15 protein-coding genes and 1 pseudogene are annotated in these 18,667 nt (G+C 61.2%); 6 read left to right on the top strand and 10 right to left on the bottom strand.

What is annotated here, in order from left to right:
• Positions 1 to 29: 29 nt before the first annotated feature.
• The 4 genes from ACIQYU_RS10785 to ACIQYU_RS10770 form a co-directional block, all read right to left on the bottom strand.
• On the bottom strand, positions 30 to 920 hold the full coding sequence (locus ACIQYU_RS10785; protein WP_207832098.1) for a universal stress protein: 891 nt from the start codon (positions 918 to 920) through the stop codon (positions 30 to 32).
• Between the two features lie 28 nt (positions 921 to 948).
• Positions 949 to 2,568 (bottom strand): chaperonin GroEL, encoded by a 1,620-nt coding sequence (groL, locus tag ACIQYU_RS10780; protein ID WP_402799590.1) that lies wholly within the window; start codon positions 2,566 to 2,568, stop codon positions 949 to 951.
• A 110-nt stretch (positions 2,569 to 2,678) separates the two neighbouring features.
• Positions 2,679 to 4,961 (bottom strand): heavy metal translocating P-type ATPase, encoded by a 2,283-nt coding sequence (locus tag ACIQYU_RS10775; protein ID WP_207832100.1) that lies wholly within the window; start codon positions 4,959 to 4,961, stop codon positions 2,679 to 2,681.
• Between the two features lie 5 nt (positions 4,962 to 4,966).
• A complete protein-coding gene (locus ACIQYU_RS10770) occupies positions 4,967 to 5,221 on the bottom strand; it encodes a hypothetical protein (protein ID WP_402799587.1) in 255 nt (84 codons plus the stop codon).
• Between the two features lie 248 nt (positions 5,222 to 5,469).
• Here ACIQYU_RS10770 and ftsH point away from each other — a divergent pair, with 248 nt between their 5' ends.
• Complete coding sequence (gene ftsH / locus ACIQYU_RS10765; RefSeq protein WP_207832105.1) at positions 5,470 to 7,311, top strand: ATP-dependent zinc metalloprotease FtsH; 1,842 nt, start codon at positions 5,470 to 5,472, stop codon at positions 7,309 to 7,311.
• A 28-nt stretch (positions 7,312 to 7,339) separates the two neighbouring features.
• Positions 7,340 to 7,765: a potassium channel family protein gene (locus ACIQYU_RS10760; RefSeq protein WP_207832107.1), complete on the top strand. Its 426-nt coding sequence runs from the start codon at positions 7,340 to 7,342 to the stop codon at positions 7,763 to 7,765.
• A 151-nt stretch (positions 7,766 to 7,916) separates the two neighbouring features.
• Here the strand turns inward: ACIQYU_RS10760 and ACIQYU_RS10755 are convergent, their stop codons facing one another.
• From ACIQYU_RS10755 to ACIQYU_RS10745, 3 genes and pseudogenes are all read right to left on the bottom strand, one after another.
• Complete coding sequence (locus ACIQYU_RS10755) at positions 7,917 to 8,648, bottom strand: helix-turn-helix domain-containing protein (RefSeq protein ID WP_207832109.1); 732 nt, start codon at positions 8,646 to 8,648, stop codon at positions 7,917 to 7,919.
• A 353-nt stretch (positions 8,649 to 9,001) separates the two neighbouring features.
• Positions 9,002 to 9,130, bottom strand: a pseudogene (locus ACIQYU_RS10750) (phosphoribosyltransferase); the annotation flags it as partial.
• 4 nt (positions 9,131 to 9,134) lie between these two features.
• On the bottom strand, positions 9,135 to 10,061 hold the full coding sequence (locus tag ACIQYU_RS10745) for a universal stress protein (RefSeq protein WP_402799584.1): 927 nt from the start codon (positions 10,059 to 10,061) through the stop codon (positions 9,135 to 9,137).
• 428 nt (positions 10,062 to 10,489) lie between these two features.
• On the opposite strand from ACIQYU_RS10745, the gene ACIQYU_RS10740 reads away from it, so the two are divergent.
• Together ACIQYU_RS10740 and ACIQYU_RS10735 are read left to right on the top strand one after the other, a co-directional pair.
• Positions 10,490 to 11,731 carry a DUF4010 domain-containing protein gene (locus ACIQYU_RS10740; RefSeq protein WP_207832113.1) on the top strand — a complete coding sequence of 414 codons (1,242 nt, stop codon included), beginning with the start codon at positions 10,490 to 10,492 and terminating at the stop codon, positions 11,729 to 11,731.
• A gap of 146 nt (positions 11,732 to 11,877) precedes the next feature.
• Complete coding sequence (locus ACIQYU_RS10735) at positions 11,878 to 12,300, top strand: hypothetical protein (protein ID WP_402799581.1); 423 nt, start codon at positions 11,878 to 11,880, stop codon at positions 12,298 to 12,300.
• Between the two features lie 34 nt (positions 12,301 to 12,334).
• Here ACIQYU_RS10735 and ACIQYU_RS10730 read toward each other — a convergent pair whose 3' ends face one another.
• Positions 12,335 to 12,961, bottom strand: a complete 627-nt coding sequence (locus ACIQYU_RS10730; RefSeq protein ID WP_402799579.1) for a dTMP kinase — start codon at positions 12,959 to 12,961, stop codon at positions 12,335 to 12,337.
• Between the two features lie 135 nt (positions 12,962 to 13,096).
• Positions 13,097 to 14,740, bottom strand: coding sequence for an acetolactate synthase large subunit (locus ACIQYU_RS10725; RefSeq protein ID WP_340573755.1), 1,644 nt, complete (start codon positions 14,738 to 14,740; stop codon positions 13,097 to 13,099).
• A 170-nt stretch (positions 14,741 to 14,910) separates the two neighbouring features.
• Here ACIQYU_RS10725 and ACIQYU_RS10720 point away from each other — a divergent pair, with 170 nt between their 5' ends.
• Together ACIQYU_RS10720 and ACIQYU_RS10715 are read left to right on the top strand one after the other, a co-directional pair.
• Entirely contained in the window at positions 14,911 to 15,792 is an 882-nt protein-coding gene (locus ACIQYU_RS10720; RefSeq protein ID WP_207837349.1) for a LysR family transcriptional regulator, read from the top strand.
• 257 nt (positions 15,793 to 16,049) lie between these two features.
• Positions 16,050 to 17,234, top strand: coding sequence for an MFS transporter (locus ACIQYU_RS10715; protein WP_402799575.1), 1,185 nt, complete (start codon positions 16,050 to 16,052; stop codon positions 17,232 to 17,234).
• Positions 17,235 to 17,494: 260 nt separating this feature from the next.
• Here the strand turns inward: ACIQYU_RS10715 and ACIQYU_RS10710 are convergent, their stop codons facing one another.
• Entirely contained in the window at positions 17,495 to 18,661 is a 1,167-nt protein-coding gene (locus ACIQYU_RS10710; RefSeq protein ID WP_402799572.1) for a M20 aminoacylase family protein, read from the bottom strand.
• Positions 18,662 to 18,667 lie beyond the last annotated feature (6 nt).

Here is an 18,667-nt window from a genome sequence, read left to right as displayed (position 1 = left end):
CGAATCGCGCACTTCGTCAGCCCAGGGCCCTACACGGCCAGAATATTGCAGGATAGCTGGTACAAAACGTGCTCGGTGGTGCTGCCAAACAGCCGGTCCAGCCCCTTTGCAAAAGGCCTGCCCATGACAATGACGTCCACAGGGTGAGTCTCCACGTACTCGCTGAGCACGGTGACCGGGCGGCCCAGGACGAAGTGGCGGCGTTCGGCCGGGGCACCATAACGGTCGGCCAGCGCCGTGAAGTCAGCCTCGAGGGTCTGCCGCAACTGTTCGCCAACATCGCCGACTGCCCACATGGAGTAGCCCATATCGCCCATGTAGGCCATCGTCAGGTCACAGGCATGCAGCAGATCCAGTTGCGCTCCAGTCTGCACGGCCAAGGCGTTGGCCTGCTGGACAATGCTGTCATTGCGCGCCTCGCCCTCAGGTGACGAATCCGCTACGTCCACTGCCGCCACTATCTGCCGTGGCATAGCGGGCCTGGCAGCCCCCAATAGATAGACCGGGATCGGGCAATGGCGCAGCAGCTTCCAGTCCAATGGGGTAAAGAAAGCTCGCTTGAGTACCGGCTCGTGATCGACCTGCTTGAGTAACAGATCCGGTTGCATTTCCAGCGCATGCTCCAGAATATCTGCCTGCAGATCGCTACTCCAGGCAACTTCGCTCGTTACTTGCATGCCCGAAGCGCGTAGCGCTTGCGCCTGGCTTTCAAGCTGTTGCTGCTGGGATTGCAGGTAGGCCTGCCGCTCCGCTAGACGATCACCTGTCTCCAGGAACCTGAGTTTATCCAGCGACTCCAGCAGGCCGACGATATGCAGGCTGGCCGAACTTGACCTGGCCAGGGCGGCAGCTTGCTCCAAAGCACTGGACTGACGCAATGCCGGATGCAGGATCAGCAGCAGGCGTTGATAGTGGCTCATGGTTGCCTCCAACGGTCGGTTCGCCTGATCACTCAGGCGAGGGGGGTTGCATCAAAGGCGGTGTCTTTTCGGGGATGTCGGTCATGGTTGCCTCGGTCAGCAGCAGGATACTGGCGACCGACACGGCGTTCTCGAGTGCGATGCGCACCACTTTGGTGGGGTCGATAATCCCGGCTTCATACAGGTCCACGTAGGCGTTGGCCGCGGCATCGAAACCGATACTGCCCGATTCGGCGAGCATGCGTGCCACCACCACGCCCGCGTCGACTGCGGAATTTTCGGCGATCATTCGCGCTGGAGCCTCCAGCGCCCGCCGCAGTATTTGCAGGCCAGTGCGCGTATCGCCTTCACTACCTGCCTCTTCGGCGAGCAGCGCAGGCACGGCCTCGAGCAAGGCCAGACCACCGCCTGGCACTATGCCTTCGGCAATAGCCGCACGGGTGGCGGCCAAGGCGTCATCCAACGCATCCTTGCGCGCCTTCATCTCCGTTTCGCTGGGTGCGCCCACACGTATCACTGCCACGCCGCCAGCAAGCCTTGCCAGGCGCTCATGAAGTTTTTCCCGGTCATAATCGCTGGTGCAGGCCTCGATCTGAACCCGGATTTGCGCGATCCGTGCCGCCACGGCTTGCTGGGTTCCCTTGCCCCCGATCAGCGCCGTGCTGTCTTTCAACACCACCGCACGGTGCACCTGGCCCAGCTGGGACAACTGCAGCGTATCGAGATTGACGCCAAGCTCCGCTGAAACCAGGGTCGCCCCCGTGAGCACGGCGATGTCCTGCAGCATTTCCTTGCGCCGATCGCCATAGCCGGGAGCCTTCACCGCCACTGCTCGCAGAACCCCGCGAATCTGGTTGACCACCAACGTGGTCAGCGCCTCGCCGTCAATGTCCTCGGCGATCACCACCAGCGGCTGGCCGCTTTTCGCCACTTGCTCCAGCAAGGGCAGCAAGTCATTGAGTGCGCCTATCTTGTGGTCGCAAAGCAAGACACAAGCATCGGTCAGTTCTACCTGCATCTTTTCGGTATCAGTCACAAAGTAAGGAGACACATAACCTCGGTCAAAGCGCATGCCATCCATGATGTCGACCACGGTCTCGGTGGTTTTGGATTCCTCCACGCTGACCACGCCCTCGACCCCGACCTTCTCCAGGGCATCAGCGACCAACTGACCGATCAACGGGTCGTTATGCGCCGACAAGGTCGCCACCTGGGCCTTTTCCTTGAGCGTGCTGACCTGGCGTGATTGCGCCAGCAGCGATTTCATGACCAATGCCAGCCCCTTGTCCAGGCCACGTTTCAGGTCAATGGCACTGGCCCCTGCCACCACATTACGTACACCATCGGCCAGGATCGCGTGGGCCAGGATAGTCGCGGTGCTGGTGCCATCGCCCACCGCCTCCCCGGTACGCTCGGCCGCCTGGCGCAACATCTGGGCGCCGAGGTTTTCCTCCGGGTCCTGCAGATCGACCCGCTTGGCGATGGTCACCCCATCGTTGCAGACGGTCGGCCTCCCCCAACTACTCTGCATCAGCACCGATTTGGATTTTGGCCCCAAGGTGACGCGTACGGCATCGGCAAGCTGAGTGGCACCACTTAGAATTTTTTCCCGCGCGGCGGAACGGAACAGGATTTTGCTGTGGGGCATGACGTCGCCTCCCATGCAGGTCAGGACTGATCGCGGATGCTGCCAGCATCTCGCTTCCACCCCCCTGATGCTTGATTTTTGTCAACCCATCAGGGCAGCTGAAGCGCTGCTCAGCGGCGATCCAGATATCGATACAAGGCTTCTTCCTGGTCAAAGTGCAGCTTGGCCAGAGTATCCAGACGGATGAGTTGGTGCTGGATATCGTCGGCGCTCGGGCTGTCGGCCGCCCGGCTGAAATCCCGGCTCATGCACGACAGCAGATGGATGAGCCGAAAGATTTCCCGATGGGTATGGCTCATTGCAGACAGTGGATCTTCGCCGGGAATGAAACGGCTCAACGCCGGATACAAGCGGCGTTCGTCGTCGCGCTCGTGCCGCTCCAGTAGGTCGTGCAGCGCACCGACCAGCTCGCGCAGGTCGGCCCGAGCCTGCACGACAGGGCGCCTGGCGAAGTCGCAAGCCATCTGGCTAAGCTGCGTCAGCAGCCCGTCGAGTTCCCGATGCTCATCCTGCATCCGGTTCAGGTCTTCCACGGAGAGCACGTTGTGCCGTCGGTTCGCCAAGGGACCAAGCGCGCGCAAGGCGTTGATGATGATCAACAGGTCGATACCTTCCTGCAGCACCGCCCCCATCAATGCTGGCAGGTAACCGGCTGCGGCGACCAGCATAGCCAGCAATGACAGGCTCATGCCCACCCATACCCCCTGCCGGGCGATATGCACGGCATGCCGGGCGATATCCAGTACCTCGACCAACCGATCGAGCCTGTCGACCAGCAAGACCACACCGGCGGCCTGCGCCGAGGCAGTCACACCAGTGGCACCCATGGCAACGCCAACATCGGCTGCAGCCAACGCCGGCGCATCGTTGATGCCATCACCGACCATCAGCGTCGGTGCACTGCGGCAGCCTTGCTGGACCAGGCGAACTTTGTCCTGCGCAGAAAGCCCTGAACGAAGTTCGTCGATGCCCGCTGTCAGAGCAATCATCTCGGCCGTTTCCGGGCGATCTCCGGTCAGCATGACAATCTTGTCGATGCCGCGGGCACGTAGCAGACGCAAGGTCTGGGGTGTTTCCCGACGCAGGTCGTCGGCAAGCCGCAGCACAGCTTTCAACGCACCGTCGACCGCCACGAAACTGCCACTGTTGGCCAGGTAGTCCAGTTGTTGTAAACGCGCCTGAGCCCAGCTGCCATCGTCTGTGCCATTGCGCACGTAAGCCAGGGCCCCCAAGCGGACGGCCTTGCCCTGCACATTGCCGGCAAGCCCCAGGCCAGGGCTTTCCTGTACCTGTTGTGCAGGTGTCAGCGCCAGATTGCGCAGGCGTGCAGCGTGAACAATCGCCTGGGCAATCGGATGGGTGGATGCCTGGGCCAACGACGCGGCCAGTTGCAAGATCTGCAAAGGCGTCCCCTCTCCTTTGACCTCGATCGATTGCAACTGGGCATGGCCGCTGGTCAGGGTGCCGGTCTTGTCGAGGAACACATGACGGATCCCGGCCAGCGCTTCCAGCACCTCGCCATCGCGCACCAGGATGTTGCGCCGCGCGGCTCTGGAAATACCTGACAGAATGGCTATCGGTACTGCCAGTATCAGTGGGCAAGGCGTGGCAACCACCAGCACAGCCAGCACCCGTTGCACATCGCCACTGGCCCACCAAGCCAGCGCGGCGATGAACAGCGTCAGCGGAATGAGCGCCAGCGCGTAACGGTCGGCCAAGCGCACGAAGGGTGCTCGTGACTGGCGTGCTGTTTCGGCCAGACGCACGATGCCGGCGTAGGTGCTCTGCGCGGCGGTGTGCGTGGCCAGCAACAGCAACGGCGCGCCCGCGTTGATCACACCGCTGGGCACGGACTCGCCAGCATGGCGGGTGACGGGTAACGATTCGCCAGTCAACGCGGCCTCGTCGAGGGTCGCCTGTTCCGTCTGCAGGCGTCCGTCCACCGGTACCACTTCACCAAGTCGTACCAGCACGACCTGGCCAGGCCGGACTTCGCTCACGGGCACCTCTCGCAGCCTGTCGTGCTCCTGAACCCAGGCCCATTGGGGAGCCCTGTCGATCAGTGCGCGCAACTCGCGCTCGGCATGACGCAAACTGAGCACCTCCAACGCACGGCCGGTGGCAAGCATGAGTGCGACCACCGCCCCCACCAGCATCTGCTCCAGAGCCAAGGCTGCGCCGATAGACATCAGCGCGATCAGATCGATGCCCGCCTCGCGTCTGGCCAGGCGCTGAGTCATCTCCACCGCCAGCACCACTGCCATGATCGCGCTGCCACCGGCCCAGATCACAGAGGCCCAGGCGGGCTGTTGCGCCGCATAGGCCAGCCCACCGGCCAGCAAGGCCAGAACGCACACCAGCAACAGGACCGGGTCTAGCCATCGACGTGACATGGCGGCTACTTGTGCTTGGCCTGGCGGAGCAACTGCTGGATCTGGTCCTCGGCCTGGGTAGCCCTGCGCAGCGCCTCGTTGGCGGTCTGCTCGACCAGATCGATCCGGTAGCAGACCTGGTCGGCTCGCAGCCTGGCGGTCGCCGCGTTGTTTTCAGCCGACTCCAGACGTGCATCGTATTCCTCGGCAGGCCAACGCGTACATCCCAGGGAGGATGCCAGCAGCAGGCTCGTCAATCCGACAAGCAGATAGCGTTGCATGTAGATGCCCTTTCGCGTGCCCAAGACATCCTGAGTATCGACAGCACCGCCCGCGGCAGCCTGACATTTATCAATCTCATGAGGTATCTGTCAGCGCGTCACCTTGACCTTTGTCAATCGCCCAACAACGCTGGAGCGTAGAAAAAGGGCTCAAGGCATTCCAACCCACTACTGGATCTGATGCTGGAGCTCATCATGAGCGACCTGGAACTGCGCAACCTGGTACTCAGCCCAGAGGAGGGATGACCATGAACAAGGGTCAGCCATGGAAATTCTATTTCCTGGCCATCGGGCTGTCGGTGCTGGCCGCAGTTCAACTCGGCCTGTTCAACCGGCCGGCGGTGCAGGCCATTCCTTACAGTCAGTTTTTACAGCTGCTGGAACAGCAGAAAGTCAACGACCTGCGCATCGAGCACGACCGCATCCTGGGCAGGCTGCAGGAACCCATCGATGGACATTCGCTGTTTTCCACGGTGCGTATCGACCCGGTGCTCAGCGAGCAGCTGGGGCGATCGGGGGCGGTGTTTACCGGCGTCGCCGAGGACAGCGCGCTGGCCACCACGGTGGGCTGGTTCATGCCACTGCTGATGATGCTTGTTTTGTGGTACTTCCTGTTCCATGGGCTTGGTGAAAAACAGGGCCTGGGCGGGCTGATGGGTGTAGGCAAGTCACGCGCCCGCGTCTATGTCGAGCGCGATATCAAGGTGACCTTTGCCGATGTTGCCGGTATAGACGACGTCAAGGATGAGCTGACCGAGATCGTCGCCTTCCTGAAGAACAAGGCGTGGTATGCCCGCCTTGGCGCTCACGTGCCCAAGGGTACGTTGCTGGTCGGTCCTCCCGGTACCGGCAAGACCTTGGTCGCCAAGGCCATTGCTGGCGAAGCGGCGGTCCCGTTCTTTTCCATTTCCGGGTCGGAGTTCGTCGAGATGTTCGTGGGCGTGGGCGCTGCGCGGGTTCGCGATCTTTTCGACCAGGCACGCCAGGCGGCGCCTTGCATCATCTTCATCGATGAGCTGGACGCCTTGGGCAAGATGCGTGGGCTTGGCAGCCTTGGCGGCAATGATGAGAAGGAGCAAACGCTCAATCAACTGCTGGCCGAACTGGATGGCTTTGACGCGCGCGAAGGCGTCGTGCTGCTGGCGGCAACCAACCGCCCCGAAGTGTTGGACCCGGCGCTGCTGCGCGCAGGACGGTTCGATCGGCAGATTCTCATCGACAGGCCCGACCGCAAAGGTCGCCTGGCGATTCTCAAGGTGCACTTGCACAAGATCGTCTACAAGAACGACCTGGACTGCGAGCGCATTGCCGAAATCACGCCAGGCCTGACCGGTGCAGACCTGGCTAACCTGGTGAACGAAGCGGCCATCATCGCCACGCGGCGTGCCAGCCAGTGGGTCGAACTGCAGGACTTCACTGCTGCCGTCGAGCGCCTGGTCGCGGGTGTGGAACGCAAGGGCAACGTGCTGCGCGACGATGAACGTCAAGTGGTCGCGTACCATGAAATGGGGCACGCCTTGGCGGCGAGCAGCCTGCCAGCGATGGACCCGGTGCACAAAGTCTCGATCATCCCCCGCGCCGCTGGCTCGCTGGGTTATACCCTGCAACGGCCCACCGATGACCGTTTCCTGATCAGCGCACAGATGCTCCGTGACCGTATCGTCGTGATGATGGCCGGGCGCGCTGCCGAAAACCTGGCATTCGGCCAGGTCTCGACCGGTGCCGCCGACGACCTGGGGCGCGCCACTGACATAGCCCGGCAGCTGATCACGCGCTTCGGCATGAGCGCGGAGCTGGGCCAGGCGGTGCTGGAGCGGCAGCAGGCCGGTTATCTGGGCGAGTCAGTGTTGCGCCAGGAGCGCAAGGACTATTCTGAACAGACCGCACGGGAGATCGACCTGGGCATTCGTGGCTTGCTGGAAGAGGCCTACAGCCGTGCCCGGGTGTTGCTCGAACAGCGCCGGGCAGATCTCGACGCCGGAGCACGCCTGTTACTGGCCAAGGAGACCATCACCCCCGAAGAATTCCCGGCGCTGCTGCCGCTGGTCAAGGAACCTGTCACCTACCCGCTACTCGACACAGCCAAATGACGCTCCGCTCCTGATCAGGATAGCGACCATGCTCATCGTCACATTGATCAACATGCTGGTGGTCATACTGGTGGTAATCATTCACTACGAATGCTTGCTGCGTCTGAATGACTGGCTACCGCAGCTGAAATTGTGGAGCCGATTCCGAATAGTCGCGGGTGTGTTCGGCGCGCTGCTGGCCCATGCCCTGGAGGTCTGGTGTTTTGCCTTGGCCTATTACCTGATGGCTCACGCTGATGGCTGGGGCACGCTCAGTGGCAATTTCGATGGCAGCTTCCTGGATTGCGTGTACTTTTCCTTCACCACCTACACCACCATCGGCTTCGGCGACATCGCCCCTACCGGGCACCTCAAATACCTCACTGGCCTGCAGGCATTGACCGGCCTGGTGCTGATCACCTGGACAGCTTCGTTCCTGTTCCTGGAAATGCAGAAGTACTGGAAAGCCAAATAGCGGTGGTTCAATCGTTTGGCGGACACGTGAAGTTCCATCGCAGCCACAGCGCATCCGGCTGCGAACAGACCATGAGCCCTACCCTGCCTGGAGTACCCAGTCGCCATTGGGTGGGCTTGTGCAACGCGCTATGACAGGGTGCTCGTGGCGCTTAAATGGGTTCCTCCAGCCGGCTGAGGTTGAGCAGCCCTTGTTGGTCGACAATTCGTACCTCGCGCCCTGCGCATTGCATGAACCCTGCCTCGATGAACCGGGTGAACAACCGGCTGACGGTTTCCTGAGTGAGGTCCAGGTAGTTTGCGATATCGCTACGGGACATGGGCAGATTGAAAACATCAGCCCTCAATCCGCGGTCATGGTAGCGCGCCGACATACCCAACAGGAATATCGACAACCGTTGATCGGCCCGCCCATGGCAGCACCGCAGGTGTTCATCCTTGCCCTGGATGCCCAGGCTCAGCATATGCAGTAGCTGGTAGCGTAAGCCAGGGATCTGCCCTGACAGATCAACCAGCTGATCCAGCCGGATGGAGCAGACCAGAGAAACTTCAAGCGCCAGCGCGTAGCTTCGATAATGACTCGCACCGATAGCGTCCAGCCCCAGCATCTCACCCGGCAGGACGAAGCCAGTGACCCGCTCGTTGCCCTCGGCATCAAGCAGGAAGTTCTTGATGGCCCCCGAGCGCAGGGCAAATACATGCTCCATGGGCTCATCGGCCTTGAACAGATAGGCGCCCTTCTTCAACGGACGGTTACGGCGCACGATACGTTCCAGCTGGTCCACTTCGTCAGCACTGAGGCTAGCGGGCAAGCAAAGGCGGCTCAACGAACACGCAAGGCACTTCACATGGGGCCTTGCCCCCATATCTACAGGGCCTGACATGGTGACGCCTCAGGTTTTTTTCATGCGACCATTAATTCAAAATTAGCCGCTACGCTCAGTGTTTTCCGGGCTACCGACGAAGGGTAATGTCACCTGCTCAGCGCTTATGCCAATCGCTGTGAATACGACCTGATGGTCAATGGCTGCCCGCATAATCCGTGGCAGCGCGAGACCCTGCAGTACCTTCTGAGCCATCTCAAATGCTGACTGATTGTGGTCAATACCGCAGGCACGCCAATACAACAAGCGGCCAGGGCCTGTACGGACCGTTCTTTTCCTCAGTTTGACAGCGAAAAGCAGCTGCCAGCCGAGCAATTGACAACTGTCAAGTCAGTGCAAGGGCATGGAACGAAACTGTATTTCCGCTCCGGTACCAGCGGGCACACCAGTTCATCCACTTCGCGGTGCATCACGTCCAGGGTTTCCGGTGGCGCAACCGGGATCACGACCACGATCCATGCAGGTGACCGAGCACGTACAGCCAGATCAGCCTTGGGAATGCTCCGGTGAAATAACCAGTACGCTGCTGGACAGACGATGCATCACCCGTTCCGCCGTGCTGCCGATAAACCAGCCGATGCCATGGTGGTGATAACTGCCCATGACCAGCACATCGATATCATTGTTATCCATGAACACCGCCAGGGTCTTGGCTGGATCGCCTATTCGCATGTGGCGGTGTTCGGCGGCGATGCCATTGCGCTCGGCAAGCGACTGGAAAGCTTCGCTCTGGGCCTCATGAAGGGTTCGGGCGGAATTCGAGTCGAACAGGAACGAGTGTTCCCGGCTGCCGCCAGCGTCCAGATACATCGACCCCAGGTCATAGGCATATAGCAATTCGATCTGGGCATTGCATTGCAATGCCAACTTCAGCGCTTCACTGATGATCTGGTCGTTGAAGCCCTCATACTGATCTTCAGGCCTGGACAGGTCCACGGCTGCAAGGATCTTTCGCGGCAGCGCATGGCTGGCGTTGTGTACCAGGTGCAACGGGATGCGTGTATCGCGCAGTAGCTGAACATCCAGTGACGTGAACATGGCGCGCATCCACCAGGGCTCATGCTCGAGCTCCTTGATCAGCATTGCGAAAGGCTGCTCGCGCAAGTGCGCGAGGATCTCGTCCAGTGGATGCTGCACCCACACCACTTCCGTGGTGACCGTGACACCATTGCACCGCATCGACAGCGCCTGGGACTCCAGCCAGTCACGGTGCTGCTGTACATAGCCTTCGCGCATGACAGCCAGCGCCTGGTCATTGACCAGACCCGCCGTGGCAAGCCCTTCCAGATAATCGAACGCCACAATGTGCAGCGCCATGCCCTTGGCCTTGGCCAGCGCTGCTGCGCGATCATAGACCGGAGTCCGCCGCATCAGGGCTGACGCTAACAGCAGCAGTCTTTGTGGATTTTCCATGGCACACCTCTGCGGTTGCGGTACGTACCTGGAGCATCTGCCACTCACCTTTTGCAAATTTGATGTTTGTCAACTGCCCGCTTCCGCGCAGATAAACGGCATTCTGGATGGCGCGGGAATTTGATGCGGATCAAGGCTTCTAGCCGCTAACGGAGCACGCTACTGGCATATCGACAATGATTTCTTGCTTCGCAGGCGCGCCATGGCGACAAAGAGCGCATGCACCGGCTATCTGCGCGATGGTGTCATGAAGATTCGCTGTTTGCGCTTTGCCAATCTCCGATGCCCGGAGGAGGCCTGAAAATGCCCGATCAACTGAAAGTCGCGCTTCTTGGTCAGTCTGTTTCATCGTGCGTGGCAAATCCGATTTACCTGAAACCGCTGGTGACCTTGTGCAGGGAATGCCGGGGCAGCGGCCTGAAGGCACCATGCTCGACACCCTGAATGTCGGACACGGCGCCGTGGCGCTGGGCATCGGCATGCTGGTAGGGCTTGAGCGCGAACGCAAGAAAGGCCGCAACGAAGACCATGCCGCAGCCGGACTCAGGACCTTCGCCATCACCGCCCTGCTGGGTTACGTCAGCATGTTGCTGGCAGGCCCGATGCTGGTCGGGGTCGCCAGTCTGGGCCTGGTACTGATGCTCTGCATGCACTACCGCAAGCATGCCGACAAAGATCCTGAGGTCACCAGCGAAATCGCTCTGCTGCTGGTGCTGACTCTGGGCGCGCTGAGCCTGAACGAGCCCGAGCTTGCTACAGCGGTAGGCGTGGTACTGACGGTGCTGTTGGCCATGCAGCGTGAGCTTCATCACTTCGTACTGCAGCAGCTGAGTGAAGAAGAACTGCGCGATGGCTTGATGTTGCTGACGGTTGCACTCGTGGTACTGCCGTTGACGCCGGACCGGTTCCTGGGCCCCTACAGCGTGCTCAACCCGCGCACGATCTGCACGTTGGTCGTCCTGCTGATGGCTGTCGGTGCAGTGGGCCATATCGCCATGCGCCTGATGGGCCCTCGATATGGCTTGCCTTTGAGCGCAATAGCGTCAGGCTTTGCCTCAGGCACGGCCACCATTGCGCTGCTGGCCCGTGAAGCGCGGCAACAAAAACTTGCAGTCAGATCCTTCGCAGCAGCGGCGGTGCTGTCCAACCTTGCCAGCATTACGCAATTCGCTTTGGTGCTGACTATCATCGACCGGCACCTGCTGAGCCCTTTCGTGATATCGATCGGGCTTGGCGCATTGGTCACGGTGGTTTACGGAATATTACTGCTGGCACCTTGGCGTGCCGCTTCTGGCGGTTCCGCGGCACATCAGGGTAACGGTGCCTTCAGTCTCTGGACCGCACTGATAATCACGCTTGCCCTGACCGGCGTCGCCCTGTTCTCAGCGTTTCTTCTTCAGCACCTGGGCCACAACGGCGTCAGCATTGCGGCATTCGTCAGCGGGCTGGGTGATGCCCACGCAGCAACTGCGTCGGTGGCCTCGCTAGTGAAGGCCGGACGGCTGGAGGTAGCCGATGTTGTGGTTCCAGGCATGATGGCCGTGACCGGGAACACGCTGACCAAATGTGTGCTGGCGCTCAGCAATGGCGGTTTCCGGTTTGCGCGTTATCTCGTTCCAGCACAGATCATCATCCTCGGGACAATGTGGCTTGGGCTGACTATGTACTGACGAGGCACAGAATATGTGAGAACCGGATGGACCACTTGCCTGATTCAAGTCAAACCAGCGACCAACTGGCTGCCTACACTTAAAACGTCCAGGCATACCAAGGCCTTTGCGGCACGCCATCTATATCCGGATACGTGGAGTTCACCATGCAATCGCAATTGAAATTGATGCTTGCTGTTGTTCTGGCCGGTAGTGCACTCATGGCGCATGCCGATGAAAAGCAAAACGCTGGCGATGCCACTACCAGCGCGCCAGCCGCCAGTACACCCTCCGATTCGGCCATGAACAAGGCGATGAGCGAACAAATGCACAAGATGCAGGTTGCTCATGACAAAGCCGCCGCAGCGAAGACCCCCGCCGAGCGGCAAGCCGCCATGCACGAGGGTATGCAGACAATGAAGGAAAGCATGGCCATGATGAGCAAGCACCATGCCGCTGGCTGCATGGGCTCGGGCATGGGAATGTCAGGAGCCAAGGGTGGCATGGGTATGGATCACGGAATGATGGACATGATGATGAAGATGATGGATCAGCAGTCGTCAATGATGGATATGCCCATGACGCAGTAACCGGCACTGCTCCACTGTGCCATCGGAGATAGCATCACGGTCGATGACGTGGTCGAAGCACGCTATCGATTTCGGCCACGACCTGCCTTGTTGCATCCTCGATGGCCCCTTCATTACGGCATAGAACCCAGCCGTAATCCGCAATCGCACGCTCGAACGCCTCGGTACAGGCAACCTGCTCGTCCAGGCTATGGATTACCGTACTGCCCAACCCACGCGTTCGTGCCGCGGCCCTTGCCCACGAGGTGTCGGGGGCCGTGACAACGCCTACGTGCAAATCGGGCACTTGCACATATCGCTCGATGTTCAGGCGCAGGATCTCGTCGAACGGCACGGTACGGCGAAATGCGGCATCAGACGGGTACCAGCGATCGATCAGGATGATACTGCCCGCTGGCTGCCTGGGGAGCACGTGCCGGGAAATCCAGGCACGGCTTTCGGCAAAGCGCTCGCATACCCTCAGCTCCAGGTCCCGGGAGGGGTTTCTGGCCAGTTGGTTGACGAGGGCCATGGTTTCCCCCCGGTAGGGGTCGCTTTTTTTCTCGCAAAGCCGGATCACTTTCTTGTGGTCAGCCCTAAGCGCCTTGGTAACGGCTTCCAGAAGTGTGGTTTTGCCGGTGCCCTTGGGCCCATCGATGGAAACAAACAGCGGGCGGGTCATTCTTGATTACCGGTGGGGCCAGGTGCGGGATAAGACCTTAGCGTCATTGGGGCCGCTTTGCGGCCCATCGCGACACAAGGCCGCACCTGAAAGGGATCGGCGCCAGCCTTGAGGTGGCGCCGTACCTGTCAGGCCTTACACCGCCAGCGCGCGCTCACGCAGCTCGCTGTTGAGGATGCGGTCGTTCTCGCTGTAATCGACCGGGCAGTCGATCACGTGCACGCCCGGGGTCTTGATGCAGTGCTCGAGCAGCGGCAGCAGGCCTTCGGCGCTTTCCACGCGGTGGCCGTTGGCACCGTAGGCTTCGGCGTACTTGACGAAGTCCGGGTTGCCGTAGTCCAGGCCGAAATCGGTGAAGCCCATGTTCGCCTGCTTCCAGCGGATCATGCCGTAGCCGTCGTCACGCAGGATCACCACGGTGATGTGCATCCCCAAGCGTACCGCAGTTTCCAGCTCCTGGCTGTTCATCATGAAGCCGCCGTCACCGCAAACCGAGATCACCGGGCGGTCCGGGTGCACCAGGTGCGCAGCCATGGCCGATGGCAGGCCGGCGCCCATGGTCGCCAGGGCGTTGTCCAGCAGTACGGTGTTCGGCTTGTGCGCCTTGTAGTTACGGGCGAACCAGATCTTGTAGATGCCGTTGTCCAGGGCAACGATGCCTTCGGACGGCAGCACGCGACGGATGTCGGCGACCATGCGCTGCGGGTAGACCGGGAAGCGGTTGTCGTCGGCACCTTCGGCGATCTGTGCTTCGTTGGCTTCACGGATGGCCATCAGGCGGGTGAAGTCCCAGTGCGAAGTGTCGTTAAGCGCTTCGCTGATCTGCCACACGGCGTTGGCGATGTCGCCGATCACTTCCACCTGCGGGAAGTACACGGCATCGACTTCGGCGGAGCGGAAGTTGATGTGGATGACCTCGGTGCCGCCACGGACCATGAAGAACGGTGGCTTCTCGATCACGTCGTGACCGATGTTGACGATCAGGTCGGCAGCTTCGACGGCGCGGTGCACGAAGTCACCCGACGACAGCGCGGCGTTGCCCAGGAAGCGTGGGTGACGCTCGTCGACCACACCTTTACCCATCTGGGTGGTGATGAACGGGATGCCAGTCTTGTCGATCAGTTGCTTGAGGACCTTGGCGGTCATCTTGCGGTTGGCGCCAGCGCCGATCACCAGGATCGGGTTACGGGCGTTTTTCAGCTTTTGCACGGCAGCGTCGATCGCCACGTGCTCGGCCAGCGGACGGCGGTGCAGGCTTGGCGGGATTGGCAGTGCGTCGGTCTGCTCGGCAGCGATGTCTTCCGGCAGCTCCAGGTGCACGGCGCCCGGCTTTTCTTCTTCAGCCAGGCGGAAGGCTTCGCGCATACGGGCCGGGATGTTGTCGGCCGAGGCAAACTGGTGGGTGTACTTGGTGATGGGGTCCATCATGCCGCACACGTCGATGATCTGGAAGCGGCCCTGCTTGGACTTCTTGATCGGCTTCTGGCCGGTGATCATCATCATCGGCATGCCGCCCAGGTAGGCGTAGGCGCTGGCGGTGACCAGGTTGGTGGCGCCAGGGCCGAGGGTCGACAGGCTGACGCCGGTCTTGCCGGTCAGGCGACCATAGGTAGCAGCCATGAAACCTGCGGACTGCTCGTGACGGGTAAGTACCAGCTTGATCTTCGACTTGCGCAGGGATTCGAGCAGGTCGAGGTTTTCCTCACCGGGAATGCCGAACACATACTCGACACCTTCGTTTTCCAGGCATTGCACAACGACATCGGCGGCCTTGGCCATTTGGGGTACTACCTCAAAATCTTTGTGGGATTGCAGATTTATTAAGCTGCGTGACTGAGATGTTGCAGGATGTCTCAGTGGCGCGCATCGTAGGCCCTCTGGTTAATAATAATAAATATATTGTTATGATGCGTGGCATCACAGTTTGTTATGAACGGTAACCCCCCTCAATGAACCTCAAGGCATTGCGCTGCTGCGTCGAGATCGTACGCCAAGGCAGCTTCACCAAAGCCGCGCAGCACCTGCATATCGCCCAGCCGGCACTGAGCATGGCCGTTACCCGCCTTGAAGAAGAACTGGGCGTGACCCTGTTCAACCGCACCACGCGCAAAGTCATCCTGACGGCCGAGGGCGAACGGTTCCTGCCACGTATCGAATCGGCCCTGCGCGAAATGGATGTGGCCCGGCAGGAACTGCGCGACATGGCCGACCTGAAACGCGGCGAAGTACGCCTGGGTATCCCGCCGATGTTCGGCCTGCACTATGTGCCCGGGTTGATGAACGCCTTCCGCAAGCTGTACCCGGGCATAGCCATGACCGTGTTCGAAGGCAGCGCCGAGGACATTGGCCATCGCCTGGAACAACGGGAAATCGACCTGGCACTGCTAGAGTCCAGGCGCGTGCCGCCCGACAAGGAATCGATCCTGCTGGGCAGCGACGAGATGCTGGCGTGCATGCACCCTGACCATCCCTATGCCGGCAAGGCCTTCCTTACAGCCGAAGACCTGCGCAATACCGACATGGTGGTGTTCGACCGCACCTTCGTGCAACGCCACCTGCTGGACGCGTTCTTCGCCGAACATGGCATCACTTACCAGGTGGCGCTGCAAAGCAACTTCGTATCGCTGGTGGTGCAGGCCGCGCTGGACAACATGGGCGTGGCGACCCTGCTGCGCTCGGTGCAACAGCGCACGCCGGGCATCGTCGGCGTACCGTTCCGCCCGGCGCAGCTGATGAGCTTCAGGCTGTGCTGGCGCTCGGGGGAATACCTGTCGCTGGCCAGCAAGCGCTTCATCGACTTTGCCGCGCAGACCCATTACCTGGAGCGTTGAAGCCAGCCCGTTGCGGCCTTTTCGCCGGCATGCCCGCTCCCAAAGGAAATCTGCGCGATACCTGTAGGAGCGGGCGTGCCCGCGAACACCGGCGCAGCCGGTGCCATCCACCGCGCAGGGTTCTTCGCGGGCATGCCCGCTCCCACATGTGCTCCCGACAGACGTACGAGGAAGCCAGCCACCTTCCTCGACGTCGCCGTCACGGATTGACTATGATCCCGCCTTGAACGTTTCAGCATGTTTCAACAAGGATCCAGATGTCAGTTCAGGAATTACCCCCCCTCCCTAGCAAAACCACCGTCGCAAAGATGGAAGCCGCCATGGCGCTGGGCAGCTTTGCGATCGGCACTGGCGAGTTCGCCATCATGGGCCTGATGCCCGACATCGCCAGTAACCTGCAATTGAGCGAGCCCCAGGTGGGCCATGCCATCAGCGCCTATGCGCTGGGGGTGATGGTCGGCGCCCCGACACTGGCGATCATCGGTGCCAAGCTGTTGCGCAAGCACATGCTGCTGTTGCTGATGGCGCTGTATGCCCTTGGCAACCTGGCTACCGCCTTCGCCCCCTCGTTCGGTGGCCTGGTCGCCTTCCGCTTCATCAGCGGCCTGCCCCATGGCGCCTACTTCGGCATTGCGGCGGTGGTGGCGTCGAGCATGGTGGCCAAAGACCAGCGGGCGGGGGCCGTGGCCCGGGTGATGATGGGCCTGACCTTGGCCATGTTGCTCGGCAACCCGGTCGCCACCTTGCTGGGCCAGTATTTCGGCTGGCGCTCGGCGTTCGTATTGGTCGGCGCGATAGCCCTGTGCACCATAGCCCTGGTCTGGCGCTTCGTGCCCCAGCGCCACGATGAAACGCGCAGCGACCCGCGCAAGGAACTGCAAGCCTTCACCCTGCCGCAAGTGTGGATGGCGCTGGGCATCGCCTCGATCGGCTTTGCCGGCATGTTCTGTGTGTTCAGCTACCTGGCGCCGACGATGTTGCAGGTAACCCAGGTGTCGCCGCAGTGGATTCCGTTCGGCCTGGCAGCGTTCGGCGTGGGCGGCATCGTCGGCAACATCGCCGGCGGCAAACTGTTCGACCGCCTGCAGTTCCGCGCCGTGGGGCTGGTGCTGGTGTGGTCGATTGCCGTGCTGCTGTTCTTCAGCTTTGCCGCGCAGGCGCTGTGGAGCCTGCTGCTGGGCATTGGCCTGGTGGGGACCATGATTGCCCTGGCGGCACCGTTGCAGATCCGCCTGATGGACATTGCCCATGAAGCGCCAAGCCTGGCGGCGGCGTCGAACCATGCGGCATTCAACCTGGCCAATGCGCTGGGGCCGTGGCTGGGTGGCATGGCGATTACCGCGGGCATGGGCTGGACCAGCACCGGCTACATCGGCGCAGCGACGGCGCTGGTCGGGCTGGGGATCTACCTGGTGGCACGGCGGATGAAGGGCGGGCACTGAAACGGGGCTGCCATGAGCCCATAAGTCATTGAATTAGCAGGGACCCTGTAGGAGCGGCTTTAGCCGCGAACACCGGCGCAGCCGGTGCCATGCACCGCGTTGGATGCTTCGCGGCTAAAGCCGCTCCCACAGGGTACGAGTATCGCTTGCGAATTCAGTTATCTGTGCGAGAGCGCGGCCCAAAGGGCTGGGCAATCTCCCACAGAGACCGCACAATGCTTTAAATTTGTGCGGTCCCTGTGCGGCCCCTGATTCAACGATCAACGCGGCAGGCTGACCCTTGCCACCTCGGCAAAATAGCGGGCCCCGGTCGCCAGGATCGCATCGTTGAAATCATACGAAGCGTTATGCAACGGCGTAGCCCCCGCCTCGCCCTCGGTACCATTGCCGATGAACACGAAGTTGCCCGGCACCTGCTGCAGGAACGCACCGAAGTCCTCGGAAATCATCATCGGCATCACTTCGGCATTCACCGCCTGCGCCCCCACCACATTGCGCGCCGCCGCCACGGCAATTTCCGTGTTCGCCGCCCAGTTCACCGTCGGCGCAAACTCGTGGCTGTACTCGAACCGGCAGGTTGCACCGTGCAAGTGGCAGATACCCTCGCTGATCTCGCGCATGCGCTTCTCCAGCAAGCGTTGTACCTCGGGGCTGTAACTGCGGGTGTCGCCCTTGATCGTGACATGGGTAGGTATCGCATTGCGGATGCCATCAGTAATGAACTCGGTGCAGGAAACCACTGCTGAAAGGCTCGGGTCGACATTGCGCGCGACAATGGTCTGCAAGGCCAGCACGATCTCGGCACCGATCACCATCGGGTCGATGCCCATGTGCGGCCGTGCGGCATGGGTACCCTTGCCCTGGATGTGGATGACGAAGTTGTCCTCGCTGGCCATGATCCCGCCAGCCCGCGTGGCAATATGGCCAGCCGGCATGCCCGGCATGTTGTGCGCGCCATACAGGGCATCGACCGGGAAGCGCTCGAACAAGCCATCGGCCATCATCGCCTTGGCCCCGCGTCCATGCTCCTCGGCCGGCTGGAACAGGAAACGCACGGTACCGTTGAAGTTGCGCTCGCGGCACAGCAGGTCTGCGGCCCCCAGTACCATCGCCATGTGCCCGTCATGGCCGCAGGCGTGCATCTTGCCGTGGTTGCAGGACGCATGGGGCCGTTCATGCGCCTGTTCGGTGATGTTCAGGGCATCCATGTCGGCACGCAGGCCGATCACGCCCGGGCCGTCACCGACAGTGAGGCTGGCAACCAGGCCAGTGCCACCGATGCCTCGGTGCACCTCCAGGCCAAAGCTGGCCAGGATGCTGGCGACCTGTTCGGCAGTGTCGAACTCTTCGAAGCCGGTTTCCGGGTGGCGGTGAAACGCGTGCCGCCAGTGCTTGAGGCGCTGTTCGAATGCAGGGTCATTGCTCATGCTTGA

This window comes from Pseudomonas sp. NPDC096925, from assembly GCF_044762545.1.
GTDB lineage: Bacteria > Pseudomonadota > Gammaproteobacteria > Pseudomonadales > Pseudomonadaceae > Aquipseudomonas.
This window is presented reverse-complemented; position numbering and strand designations above follow the sequence as displayed.